Here is a 12,452-nt window from a genome sequence, read left to right as displayed (position 1 = left end):
GGAAAATTGCGACTGGCCGCCGGCATACGGCAAGTTGATCGGAGCATCCCTAGCAGGGGTTTTACTGTCGGAGTCGACCTTCCGCCACCCACTCGAGGCAGATCTAGAGCCTTTCCGTGGGTTGCTGCTCGGCCTCTTCTTCCTGGGTGTGGGGATGTCGCTGGGCCTGACGGTGGTTGCGCACAATTTGCCGCAGATCCTGGCCGGCGTGATGGCACTGATGGTGGTCAAGGCACTATGCATTTACAGCCTGGCCTGGCTGATGAAAAGCACCCACGCCGATGCCCTGGACCGCGCGGTGCTGATGGCCCAGGGTGGTGAGTTTGCCTTCGTTCTCTTTGGCGCCACTCTGGCCAAGGGAGTGATAGACCCAGCAGTCAATGCCAATATGACGGCCATAGTAGTGCTCTCCATGGCGCTGCCCCCCACACCGCCGCTGGGGGCCAAAGCCCAAGGCTAATCTGGAAGGCGTTGAGGCGCCGGACAAATTGGTCAAAGCGGGATTCCCACATGGAAAATCTGCGCCGCAAGGACACCGAGCGCCTGGCGCTGGAAGTGGTGGGTGGAATGCATGCCGGTAAGTCCATGATCCTCGGCAATACGAAACCCAGGCGTACATGAATCACCGCGTCCCCCGTTTGTTGAAACACCTGCAGCGCCTGCTCCGCCTTGGGTGTGTTGATCTACCAGCTTGCTGCGGTGCACGACCCGACCGAGTCACAGTGCTGCCGGCGACCGCAGCATCTTGTCACTGATGTAATGCTCAACAAATCCCGAATACGTTACTGCAGTGCCCAAAAGCCAAGCCGCCCGAGGCTCGCAGCAAGTCTTAGGCGTGACGTCTGCCAATCGGCAAGCGCCTGAATATGTTGCTCTTCGGCACTAGCATAGGCAGTCAGGGCATTAAGTAACTCGATCATGCTACCGATCCCCGACCGATAACGCCCCTGCACCACATCCAGGCTCTGACGCGCTTGCTCTACCAGTTCACTGGTACGCGCCAAGCTTTGGGTCTCGATACTCAGCGACTGATAGTTGTCCCAAGTCTCCAGTGATACCCGTTGTTCGATACTGGCCAGTTCCGCCTCACTCGCTTCCTGACGGGCAAGGGCTGCGCGAGTCTGATAGTTGCGCCCAAACCCCTCGAATAGAGGAATACGCAATTGCAATCCAATGCTGCGGTCGAACACGCGGGTATCCCCGCCAAAATCCTGCACCTGATCGCTATAGCTACGCGACAGGTTGGCCGTCAGCGCCACGCTGGGGCGTCCGGCTGCACGACTTTCATCTACGGATGCCTGCGCCGCCCGCAAGCGCGCCTGGGCAGCGAGCATCGAGGGATGTTCGCGTCGGGCCTGAGCCAGCAACTCGTCAATGGCTTTTACAAACCCTGTATCGGGTCTGACTTCAAGCTCACTGGCCAAGCGCAAGGGCGTGTCTGGAGGCAAGCCCATGCGCACGGAAATACCCCCCAGTGCGTTGCGCAAGGCGCCTTCCCTACGAACCTGGTTCAAACTCGCCTGGGAAAATGCCGTCTGTGCCTGTAAACGATCGGAAAGCGCAGCCGCGCCCGCCTTATATTTAGCGTCGGCCGCTTCCAGGTTTTGTGCCGCCAGTTCCGCGACCTGGCGCGCAGCAACCAAGCTGCGTCGTGCGGCTAACGCGCTGTAATAGGCTTGAGCAGCCAGGGTGAAGGTGTTCTGCAACGTCGCATCCTGACTGGCATTGGCGGCCAGCAGGAGTTCCTGTGCATTACGCAACGCCGCACTGCGGCGACCGAAGTCGAACAGCACCCAACTCAGTTCCAAAGCCCCGCTGTGTCCTCGACGGGAGCCGTCAGCCGATTGCTGTGGGAAATCCTGATTATCCCTGTCCATATAGCCGCGGCTTTTCTCGATCCGCCCATCAAGGCGTGGTAAGTATGCCGAACGGCTAACCCCGACCTGGGCGGCCTGGGCCTTAGCGTTCGCCCAGGCAAGACGGGTCTGTGGGTCACCACAAAGGATGCGTTCAATCACCTCCTCCAACGTCAACTCCCCGAGGACGGTCCCAAAACTGCACGCAAGGTTACCCCGACTGTTGTCATAGGCCGCCTGAGTCGGCATCTCACGTGTCGTACCAAACACATCCGGCTCATAGGCATTGGCACAGGGCAGAACGCCAATGACCCCCAATAACAGCCCCGAGAACCTGCGCATCAGAGTGGCGCTCCAGGAGCTGCATCAATGACTGGATGTCGGCGCTCATGCCCTGCGTCCTGAACTACCCTCCCCTGCCCCATGACGATTACCCGGTCCGCCGAAGCGATGGTTTCCGGACGGTGGGCAATCATAATGCGAGTGATGCGCAGCGTTTGAATAGCGGCGTTAACCCGCTGCTCACACTGTACGTCAAGGTGGCTGGTAGCCTCATCGAGCAGCAGAATACGCGGCCTTTTATAAAATGCTCGTGCCAGCATCACCCGTTGTTTCTGCCCGCCGGAAAGCACCGTGCCCATGTCACCGACCAAGGTGCTATAGCCCATGGGCATACTGATGATGTCATCGTGTATGGCTGCCATCTGTGCACACTCCTGCACCCAGGACAGGTCCATATGCGAGTCAAAAAAACTGATATTTTCCGCCAGTGAACCGGCAAACAACACGTCATCCTGCAGGACCGTGCCCACCAGTTCGCGCAAGCCCTCCAGGCCTAACTGCGACAGGTCCAGGCCCGCGACGCGGATATGCCCCTCCTGCGGCGGGAGAATGCCCAACAGAACGTTAAACAGCGTGCTCTTGCCGCATCCCGAAGGGCCGATGATAGCGACCGATTCTCCGGCGTTCACCCGCAAATCCAGGCCGTCGAGTACCCATGGGTCCTGATCCGAATAGCGATAGCGCAGCCCTGCGACCTCAATACTTGCCTCACGATCACGAAGGCTTTGCGCATCGATATTGCTCAGGCTGTCTTCCGGCGGGTGGAGCACAATATCGGCCAGGCGCTCGCCCTGCAGTTGCAGCATGCGCAATTCGAAAAACTTGTCGATCAGGTTGGCCACACGGGTATCGAATTGCGTCTTGTAGGCCGTAAAGGCGATCAACACACCGACGGAGAACTCGCCATCCATCACCATGGTTGCGCCAAGCCAGATCACCAGCAGATTCTCGACGCCGAATAGCAAACCATTGAGTTGCTGGTAAAAAAGCTGCAACTTTTGCGTACGCAGCCCGGCGTTTATTTGCGACACCAGCAAGCCAAGCCACACCGAACGCCGTTCATCCTGACGCTGGAACAGCTTCAACGAGCGGATGCCGCGTGCGGTCTCAAGAAAGTGGCTCTGTTGACGTGCAGCGTGGACAATTTCTTCTTCCGTAGCATTGCGCAACGGCCGATACCAGATCCAGCGACCCAGCGCGTATAAACTCATGACCACAATGGCGATCGCCGCAAGGCGCGGGCTGTAAAGCAGCATCATCCCCAGGGTGGCGATGGCCATCAAACCGTCCAGCACCGCCGAGAGAAAGGCGGTCGTCAGCGTTTGCTGGATGTTGTTCACCGCACCAAAGCGCGAGACCACATCACCCAGATGACGCTTCTCAAAATACTGGGTAGGCAGGCGCAGCAGGTGCGTGAACACGTTCGCCTGCCATTGCACACTGAGTAACGTCCCCATATGGATCATGACCCAGGCACGCACCCCGCTGACGGCTTGCTGCATCAGCAACAACAGACCGAAGCCCAGAGCCAGGGTACTCAGCAAGTCACGATCGTCACTGACAATGACATGGTCCAACGTCCATTGCAGGAAGAACGGGCTGATCAGCGAAAACACCTCCAGCACCACCGCCAGCAGCAGCACCTGAGCCAGCGAGCGATATAGCCCGGAAACCTTGCCCATCATCCGCCATAGATGGATTCGCGGCGGGTTTTCCTGCTTCTCGAAGCCGCTGTCGGGCCACAACTCGAGGGCGACACCGGTAAAGCACTTTGAGACTTCATCCAGGCTCAACCGGCGTATGCCCATGGCCGGGTCGTGCAGTGTCACACCCCGCGCATCGACAGCCTGCAACACCACAAAATGGCTGAAATTCCAGTGCAGGACACACGGCAGTTTCAGCTCGCTCAGATTATCCAGCTCCAGCTTCAATGCACGCGTACCCAATTGCAGTTGATGAGCCGCCTGGATCAACTGACGCAATGACATACCCTTGAGCGAAACATTGAAGCGCCGACGCAGGTCAATCAGATCGCTGTGATAGCCATGAAACCCTGCGACCATCGCCAAACAGGCCAGGCCACATTCGGTGGCTTCGGTTTGCAATACCAACGGCAAGCGGCGCCCAAAGCGCAACGCGAGTGTGTCAAGAAAAGCCATGAAGTGTATTCCTAGAGTTTGCCGGTCAAGCTGTACAACGGTTCAAGCACCCACTCGTATAAAAACCGAGTGTCTTGGAGGACATCGGCTTCCAGCAGCATGCCGCTCTGCAATGGCCGCGGTTCGCCGTAGGCCAGTGCTGTCTGCACGTCCAGCTGAATGCGCAAGCGGTAGAACTGCTCGCCATCCCGAGCCAGGCCAGGCACGCTCCCCGCCATGCTCGCCAGTTCCGTGGAGGCAATACTGGTACGGGAGATGGACTGGACGCGACCGCGGTACTGACCAAATTTCTGATAGGGATAGGCCTGATAACGAATCAGCACCGAGTCCCCCGGTTTAATGAAACCGATGGATTTACTCGGTGCGTAAAGCTCCGCCTGCAACGGCGTATCAGCCGGTACGATGCTCAACAGTGGGCGTGAGCTATCAACGGTTTGCCCTACTTCAGCCAGCACCGCGGTGGCAACTCCGGCCTCAGGTGCAGTCACCAACAGATTACGTTTGGCTTCACTTTCCGCCAGTTCTTGCTCCACCATCGAATGCTGGCGTTGCACCTCAGCAAGCTGATTGGCCTGGCGGTTCTGCAAGCCGGCCAACTCGGTTCGACTTTCAGACAACCGTTGTTGCAATGACGTACGCTCGCGCTCCAACCCTTGCAGACTCTGGCGCTGACCTAAAAGATCGCCTTGGCGTTGTTGGAGTTGGTCCATGGAGATGTAGCCTTTGTCCATCAAGCCTTGGTAACGCCCGGCAGCATCACTGGCCAACGCGACTAAACGACGCTGGCTGTCTGCCTGCTCTACCAGCGTCGCCAGCTCACGCTGCAGGCTGGCAACTTTGCTGGTCAGGCTGTCACGCTCGCCAGCCTGCAAGTCACGCAGCTTGCCCAGTTGATCGCCCAGCGAGTCTCTGCGCTGACGCAATTGCTGGCTGATACCCGCCTGCACAGGCCCGGCATCACTTCCGTAGCGTTCACTGCTGAGGCTCAGCAGCCGCTGACCACGTTGAACCATCTGGCCTTCATGCACGAACTTTTCAAGCACGATGCCAGGTTGAGGGACATACACTTTCACCTGCCCGCTGGCCGGAACCAGTTGGCCGGGCACTGTGCTGCGCTTGGTGTAACTGCCCAGAAAAAGGAAGCCGATCACCACCAGCGCGATGGCCACGGCCATCCAGGTGAGCACAGTGAAGGAAGTCGGGCGGATCATCACGATCTCACCCAGCCACTGCAGTTTTTGCGCCTCGACCGCTTTGGGGCGGAATAACGGCTTTTCGAGAGTCATTTTTTCTTCAATCGTTTACGCAACGGTTAGCCACAAATCACTGGTAAGTGATAGTGACCATGACGGAGGATTTACCGATGCCAGCACTCACGATGGGGGCTGTTTTGATAAAAGCGGCTTGAAGTGCAAAGGCAAAGTCATTCGCCGGTGCGACGCTGTTTTTAATCGGCAGGTTCAAATTCACGGGCGTGCCGGTTTGCGTCATGATCTGCATGCCGAGCCCTTTTGCACCCGAACTGGGATCAAGAGAAATAATGCCGTTATCGGCATTCAATGCTGTGAACACGGGATCAAGTCGTATGCCTACATTAGGGGTACGGTTTATACACTTGACATTAACAACAAAGGGAACTGCAGGGGATTTGTCGCCCACATTGGTGAATATTGAAGAGGCATGCCTTCCCAAACTCACATTGATATCACTGGTACTACAGGTCGCGGCTGAGGACTGCAGCTCACCACTCCAGTAAACATTCCAGATTTGGTGCTCGCGCCCCCCTGCTACAACATAGTAGCCAATGTTTGAAACCAATATGGCTCTTAAACTAAAGGCACCTAACGTCGGACTCATCTTCACAAGTTCAATGGTCAGCGTGTTTTCACCGGCATAAGTCAGCGACAGCGGACCTGATGGCAACGATTGGCTCTCGCGAGGCTCTCTAATATAACGCCCGTCCGGCCCTTTTATCCGCAAGCCCAATCCCGGGACGGCAGTCATTAGTATTTCAGGGGTATAGGTGCCGTAAGCAGCGTTATTGAAAAACCAATACCTTGATCTCGCCTCATTGTCGGAACATGTAAGATAAGGCGTCGACGTATTCGACGCAAACACCACTGTTTTCGTATAAACCACAGACCCAACACTGGCATTGGGCGAGACAGGAATACCGCCGTCCAACGAAAATGTTTGCGCAGCAGGGATAACAGGCGTCGTTGCACAGGCACTAAAGGCTTTCGGTATCAAACCTGCCGAACACATGACAAATAGAGCCAGCCTCAAAAAAACAGACCTGAATTCATCTTTGGGTCTGCCGCCCTCCGTTTTTTTTCCCGAACTGTTTTTTTTGTTCATTTCAATGGTCATCTGCTGCGTAAAAAAATGAGAGAACAACCTTTTGTGTTCCACCGTTTCAAATGCGCAGGCGCCTGAGCGCCTGCGCACCTAGGCATTAGAACCAAGGTTTCCAAAGGCCGTCCCACAGACCTCTCAGAGCAGAGGTCACACCCACAGTGACCGAAGCCACGGCAGACCCAAGCCCCAGACTACCCGTACCAATTTGAGCGCCGGTTTTAGTTCCCTCATAAAGGCCATTACCAAAACCGGTCAACGCGTCAACAAGCCCGGCTCCCGAAACGGCGTCGATTTCTTTGCAGTTAAGATCTTGCATTACATTCACTCCGTTAAAATTCATATCAACCCAATAACCCTGAAACCTTCCGGGTATTACCACCAACCACCAAACAGGCCGTCAAAAAAACCTTTTACACCGGCGCCAATACCAACGGTAACCGAAGCGACAGCAGAGCCGATTTCACCGCGGCCAATTTGTGCGCCTTCAATAGTCCCCGACTCCATGCCGTAGATCAGCCCCTGAAGAGCACCAAAAATACCGGCACCCGAAACGGCTTCAACTTCTTGGACATTTAGCTCTTGCATGGAATTACTCCTCCAGTTTTTCAAAATAACGACATCTGTCGCATACGTGTTACAGGCAAATAAAATTTGCCATTGCAACTCTTTTCAGCGGTCCCTGCTCTTGATTCGTAGACACTCGTCAGTTCAATAACATGCCATCACGCGGTAACAGCGGTCACGGCCTGAGTATTAACTCGTTAATTGACAGCGCCCTGAATAGCCACACATTGCGCGTTTACCGTTTGTAGTTGCGCACTGGTCTTTTGCTCTTGCGTCACGGGCGGCAATTGATAATTCACTAAGCAACGCTGCTCAGGCTTTTCACCCCACCTCACGGTCAGCGCCCCACTATCGGGAATACCTCGTACGTAAAGGCGGCTGGCCTGGCTCACCATGCCGACACTTTGCCCCTGGGCATCGAGGACATCGGCCGCGAATGGCAATGTGTCCCCTTGAGGGCCAAGTGCATGGATCAATACAGCTCGGCCTTTGACAGTCGCGAACTTGACCTTTACCACCGCCCCTGCGAACGGTGCGACCTGTTGGCTGCTGCTTTGCAGCTCAACACTGCTCGGCAAGCCTTGTGGGTCCAGTTCAACAATGTTCGAGCTATAAGGCGTCAGGTATGGAATCGCGGCGTACCCCTGCCCATCCACTCGGACACCTGAAGAGTTGACGACCCGCGCCCCCTTGGCAGCATCGGCTTCGACAAGTGCCATTGTCTCGCCCATCTGAGGCGAAAACGTGACCCCTTCACTGTGTGCCACCAGCGCTCCACTCATCCCAACGGATGCTTGCTTATAGCTGCTGCTGTGCCCGTAAGACCCCTTCAGCGTTGTGACCGGACTACGATATTGCACGTTAGCCGAACCGCTGGTGCCCATCTCATCACGCGTATCGCGAGCGGCCGTCACCCCATAGTCAAAATTGCTATCGCGGCCTGCGGTCCCGCTCAATCCCACTTGAGTGTTGGTATAGCCTTCGTCATTACGCGTGACCATGCTTCTGAACGAAGGCGAATGTCGCCCAGAACCCAGTGGCAAGGAAATACTCAAGTAATATTCCTTGTTCGAGCGGCCGACCACATCCCGTGTCCGCATGACGGACAACGAATAACCCATACTGCCCCAGTGGTTGTTGTAGGCAATTTGATACTGCGTGTCGTCGCCACCACCGGCCCAATAATTACGCTTGAAACCTGTGGCAGACACCGACCCAAATGAATCGCCCAAGGGCTGCGTAATGGTCAACTGAAAACTGTTGCGTTGACGACGCAAGGCTTGGTTTTGGGCAAAATCCCGCGCTTGCTGAGTAAGACGCAGATCAAGAGGGCCGTCGAGTGAATCGCGTGCAGGTACAATGTCATCGAAGTCGAGTCGACGATTTTTAGCGAACTCACGTTGGCTCAAGGCGTCACGCAAACTCAGATAACCGGACGTTGAATAACGATACGCCGCTACCGATAAATTGGTGCCGGATTCACTGAGCAACTTACTGTAACCGAGCTTTAAGCTTTGCCCACTCTCGGTACTTTCACCCGGTATATCTGTACTTGCATGGGTCAGGTCCAGCGAAAATGCGCCAAAACCGGTATTGAATGCCCCGCCCAGTTGCGCGGCACCATAGCCATCGCTGGCAACCACACCTGTGTAGCCAGTAAACAGATTAGTGAGCCCTCGCTGTAACGTAGCCTGGAACAAGTAAGGCTCATCGTCTAAAAAACGCTCATGAACATGACCAAGCGTGACACTATAACGAGAGTGTCCCGCACGCAGTGATTGCGCGACTGACGCATAAGGCACACTAAAGCCGTGCACACGCCCGTCGGCCTCAATGATCGAGACATTCAGGTCGCCACCATAACCTGTCGAATAAAGGTCATTGAACTCGAATGGCCCGGGGGCCACTGGCGCGTGATAAATCAAATTACCGTTCTGGCGGATCTCCACCAATGCGTTAGTGCTGGCTACACCTCGCACCACTGGGGCATAACCGCGCAGTGAGTCTGGTAGCATACGATCATCAGTGGCCAGTTGAATGCCACGAAACCCCACGCTGTCAAACAGTTCGCCACTGGTGTTAGCTTCTCCCACCGTTAACCTACTGGTCCACGGGGCGATATTACGCTGTGCATACGTTGCGACTCTTTGCCATTGACGACTTAGACCTGTCTGCCACGTCACTGACGAGACATGACGCAATTGCCAATCTCCGATATTTAAACCCGCATTGAGTCCCAGATAGGATGAGGTCGTGTCCAAGTCGTCACTGCGCATCTCATAGGTATTGAAGTCGTAACCTAAAATCCCAGCGGTAATCCCTCGATCCCAATACTTGGGGTCGACATAACCCCGCGCGGAACGCCGCATCGCAACTTGCGGCACGCTCAAATCCAGGCGCAATTCGGACGAGTCGAAGTCGGCTAATGCGCTGGGCACCCACTGATCAATAACCTGACATTCGCCACTGGCACGATCGCCCAACTGCAACTTGCTTGTGTCTATCGTCATGCGATCAAGCTGCTCAGCGCTGAAACAGGGCTCAGCATTTCTCTTACTCGATAATGTTTTAAACAGCACACTTTCGCGTCCGATCCAGAGACCATTTACATACATATCAACACTGTAGGTTCCTGCCGTTACAGGGTTGCCGTTGGCAAAGCGAGAGACATCCACGGGTTCCTTGCCGAAAAAAAACTTACTATTGAAGTTTACATCCGACACTGGCTCACTCGACAGCTCAGCCATGGCGCTCCCTCCCCATGAACATAGGGTGCAGGTCACTACCGTCACCTTTGACAACCGAAAACTGGCTGACCTTAAAACACCACTCACTAACCGCAAACAACTATATGTCTGACCCACAACCTTTATCATATTCATAACATCGTGAATCCTTCACTTACGAGCCACCAGCTGGTTTATTGCTCAAGTTTTTTCTTATGGGCCTCAACCCCGCCGTAATCATTGATGGCCGTAAAGTCCACTTGGACATCTGCGCCTGGTTTACCGCTCAGGTCCGTAAGAGGAAAGCTCGCTTTACCTCCAGGACTGACCATTCCGCCTTCTTTGGAATTATGTGTGCGGCCAGCCACGGTCATACCGACACTGACAAGAGAAATGTAATAAGGCGTAGGATTGCTGCATTCCAAAGCCCAACCGCCAGCCGCCGGCACGACACGCCAGTGCAATTGCTCCGCAGCCTCAATCGACAGGCCGGGTAAGTTTGCTGGACGATAAAAAATCTTAATCCGCGATCGAAATGCCAACTGAAGCTCATTTTCAGCCGCATCTACCGTTGTCGCTGGCGGCACTTCCAGAACGTTCAGCCAAAACAACGACTCTTTGTCCTGCGGTAACTCGGCACCTGTAAACATCAAACGCAGCGTCTGCCCTCTGTTTGCGTCCACCCGTGAAACCGGGGGCGTCAGCACAAATGGCGCATCGCTATCTTCCGGTAACTGGCTCGGGTCACCACGGTCAACCCAGGCCTGGACAAGTGCCGGTTTGGTTCCTCCATTCGTCATTTTAATAGACACATCGCGCGCGTTCGCTGGATAAACAACACGCGTGCCCGTAATGACGACATCAGCCTTAGCCGGGCCGTCCAAACACAAGAGTAATGAAAGGCTCCAGGCACATGCAGAGAAGTATTTGTTCATCGGCAACGCTCAAAAATAAAAGGGGTTAAATAAAAACAAAAGAAAGGCACGATAGCCGGCAGCTATCGCACCTTAATTGCATTACTGATAAACGATTGTGTAGTTCACGCGGGATCTAACATTACCCGCAGTGGCGTTACCCAATGAATAGTATTGGGCGTAGTAGCTCAACGTCGCCGCACCGGCGACCAGGTTCGACGACTTCGAGTTGTGCTGAGCAGAACCCACACGGATATCGGTAGTATCCGAGTTCAACAAAGCCACCTGAACATTGGTCGCCAAACCAGTGCCACGGTCCACATTCAACCGACCAGTAGCGATATCGGTTTCAGCACCGGGCTCAAAATAGACAGCCACTGGGCCGACTAGTGGGTTGCAATCTGTCAGTTGAATATTGAACGCCGTGCGTCCAGCCCAAGTACCTGGGTTTACCAGAGCAGAGCTGGAAACCTTTGGCAAAGTGACAGTGAAGTTCTGGCCAGTACCACCATTGATTCTGCATGTTTGATCGGTGATTTCACCTTCGAAGCTAATAAGGCCGTCTGCCGCGCTTGCAGTGGACGCTACAAACACAGAACTTGCAGCAATTATCAAAGCACCAAATACCGAAGCGTTTTTAATTTTCAATTTATTTTTCCTTAAATGATTTTTCAGCAAAGACCTGCCATCAGCCCAACAAACGTGAGTCGAAATACATCCACAGCCTTATCCCCAAGACTGGAAATTCGAAGACACCGAGGTAATGACAACAAGCACAATTAGGCTTGCGAGGTAATTACACGTTAAAACCGTAACCCCTTATGTAGGAAATTTCCCAGAGGATAATCCCACCTTCTCCGAGCTTTTTTTGGGTATTTGACGTGGTGAACACGCGAGTGCTCGCTGACCACTCTGCTATTTCATTCAGTGCCATTAGCGGATACTTACGCCAACGCTCCCTATCGACTTCATGCTGACTCATACAATGCCTGACATACTTTTCAATCCATACGTATCGGAAATTTCCGAGCTATTATTCAGCACCAATTTGATACTTAGTAAGTACCTAAAAATTCTCCGAACACGTCCGTAGATGTGCTGAAATATGCCCGTCCCCTGATCCAAGCTACCCATGAGCCAGATGAGCTTTTCCGACTTTGAATACGCAGGCAAGCGCAAGCAGACACGTCGTGAACGCTTCCTCGCCGAGATGGATCAGGTCGTGCCCTGGAGCGCTTTTTTAAAGCTGATCGAACCATATTGGCGCCGATGCAGAATCGGATTGGTTCATCACGTCCATGGCACCGTGGCCGATGTCACGCAGGTCGCCGAGCTGCTGCATGGCGAAGAAAACGCGGTGTATGCGGATGCTGGATACACCGGTGTCGAGCAACGTAAAGAGCATGAAAATCGTAAAGTGATCTGGCAAATCGCGGCTCGCCGCAGCACCTATTCCAAGTTGAATAAACGCAGTCTGCTGTACAAGGCCAAACGCAAGATCGAGTACTGCAAAGCTCAGACGCGGGCCAAGGT

General features: G+C 54.5%; 10 protein-coding genes and 1 pseudogene. 2 read left to right on the top strand and 9 right to left on the bottom strand.

Going from position 1 to position 12,452, the window contains the following annotated elements; all coding sequences use genetic code 11:
• Positions 1–427 (top strand): annotated as a pseudogene (locus E4O97_RS07640) (cation:proton antiporter); the annotation flags it as partial.
• 355 nt (positions 428–782) lie between these two features.
• Here the strand turns inward: E4O97_RS07640 and E4O97_RS07635 are convergent.
• The 9 genes from E4O97_RS07635 to E4O97_RS07595 all read right to left on the bottom strand — a co-directional run bounded on the left by E4O97_RS07635 (position 783) and on the right by E4O97_RS07595 (position 11,567).
• Positions 783–2,198, bottom strand: coding sequence for a TolC family protein (locus E4O97_RS07635; protein WP_248131074.1), 1,416 nt, complete (start codon positions 2,196–2,198; stop codon positions 783–785).
• Positions 2,198–4,357, bottom strand: coding sequence for a peptidase domain-containing ABC transporter (locus E4O97_RS07630; RefSeq protein WP_078822008.1), 2,160 nt, complete (start codon positions 4,355–4,357; stop codon positions 2,198–2,200). The genes E4O97_RS07635 and E4O97_RS07630 overlap by 1 nt, the downstream gene beginning before the upstream one ends.
• 11 nt (positions 4,358–4,368) lie before the next feature.
• Positions 4,369–5,643, bottom strand: a complete 1,275-nt coding sequence (locus E4O97_RS07625; protein ID WP_216091928.1) for an HlyD family efflux transporter periplasmic adaptor subunit — start codon at positions 5,641–5,643, stop codon at positions 4,369–4,371.
• 37 nt (positions 5,644–5,680) lie between these two features.
• Positions 5,681–6,715 carry a fimbrial protein gene (locus tag E4O97_RS07620; RefSeq protein WP_179119842.1) on the bottom strand — a complete coding sequence of 345 codons (1,035 nt, stop codon included), beginning with the start codon at positions 6,713–6,715 and terminating at the stop codon, positions 5,681–5,683.
• Positions 6,716–6,812: 97 nt separating this feature from the next.
• The gene (locus tag E4O97_RS07615) at positions 6,813–7,031 is read right to left on the bottom strand and encodes a hypothetical protein (protein WP_078822011.1); all 219 of its coding nucleotides are present in this window, start codon (positions 7,029–7,031) and stop codon (positions 6,813–6,815) included.
• A 56-nt stretch (positions 7,032–7,087) separates the two neighbouring features.
• Positions 7,088–7,300: a hypothetical protein gene (locus E4O97_RS07610; protein WP_078822012.1), complete on the bottom strand. Its 213-nt coding sequence runs from the start codon at positions 7,298–7,300 to the stop codon at positions 7,088–7,090.
• A 176-nt stretch (positions 7,301–7,476) separates the two neighbouring features.
• The gene (locus E4O97_RS07605) at positions 7,477–10,026 is read right to left on the bottom strand and encodes a fimbria/pilus outer membrane usher protein (RefSeq protein WP_078822013.1); all 2,550 of its coding nucleotides are present in this window, start codon (positions 10,024–10,026) and stop codon (positions 7,477–7,479) included.
• Positions 10,027–10,199: 173 nt separating this feature from the next.
• Positions 10,200–10,940 carry a fimbria/pilus periplasmic chaperone gene (locus tag E4O97_RS07600; protein ID WP_078822014.1) on the bottom strand — a complete coding sequence of 247 codons (741 nt, stop codon included), beginning with the start codon at positions 10,938–10,940 and terminating at the stop codon, positions 10,200–10,202.
• 81 nt (positions 10,941–11,021) lie between these two features.
• A complete protein-coding gene (locus E4O97_RS07595) occupies positions 11,022–11,567 on the bottom strand; it encodes a fimbrial protein (protein WP_248129871.1) in 546 nt (181 codons plus the stop codon).
• Positions 11,568–12,051: 484 nt separating this feature from the next.
• On the opposite strand from E4O97_RS07595, the gene E4O97_RS07590 reads away from it, so the two are divergent.
• Positions 12,052–12,452: transposase (locus E4O97_RS07590; RefSeq protein WP_248129869.1), on the top strand; the 401-nt coding region annotated here is incomplete at its 3' end.

The sequence above is a fragment of the Pseudomonas sp. W15Feb34 genome, assembly GCF_023127765.1.
In the GTDB taxonomy this organism is placed as follows: Bacteria; Pseudomonadota; Gammaproteobacteria; order Pseudomonadales; family Pseudomonadaceae; genus Aquipseudomonas; species Aquipseudomonas synxantha_A.
This window is presented reverse-complemented; position numbering and strand designations above follow the sequence as displayed.

Bases quoted from the DNA above. Each gene is read 5' to 3' on its own strand.
- E4O97_RS07605 (WP_078822013.1), bottom strand. From the start codon at position 10,026: ATGGCTGAGCTGTCGAGTGAGCCAGTGTCGGATGTAAACTTCAATAGT.
- E4O97_RS07630 (WP_078822008.1), bottom strand. From the start codon at position 4,357: ATGGCTTTTCTTGACACACTCGCGTTGCGCTTTGGGCGCCGCTTGCCG.
- E4O97_RS07610 (WP_078822012.1), bottom strand. From the start codon at position 7,300: ATGCAAGAGCTAAATGTCCAAGAAGTTGAAGCCGTTTCGGGTGCCGGT.
- E4O97_RS07615 (WP_078822011.1), bottom strand. From the start codon at position 7,031: ATGCAAGATCTTAACTGCAAAGAAATCGACGCCGTTTCGGGAGCCGGG.
- E4O97_RS07600 (WP_078822014.1), bottom strand. From the start codon at position 10,940: ATGAACAAATACTTCTCTGCATGTGCCTGGAGCCTTTCATTACTCTTG.
- E4O97_RS07620 (WP_179119842.1), bottom strand. From the start codon at position 6,715: ATGAACAAAAAAAACAGTTCGGGAAAAAAAACGGAGGGCGGCAGACCC.
- E4O97_RS07625 (WP_216091928.1), bottom strand. From the start codon at position 5,643: ATGACTCTCGAAAAGCCGTTATTCCGCCCCAAAGCGGTCGAGGCGCAA.
- E4O97_RS07635 (WP_248131074.1), bottom strand. From the start codon at position 2,198: ATGCGCAGGTTCTCGGGGCTGTTATTGGGGGTCATTGGCGTTCTGCCC.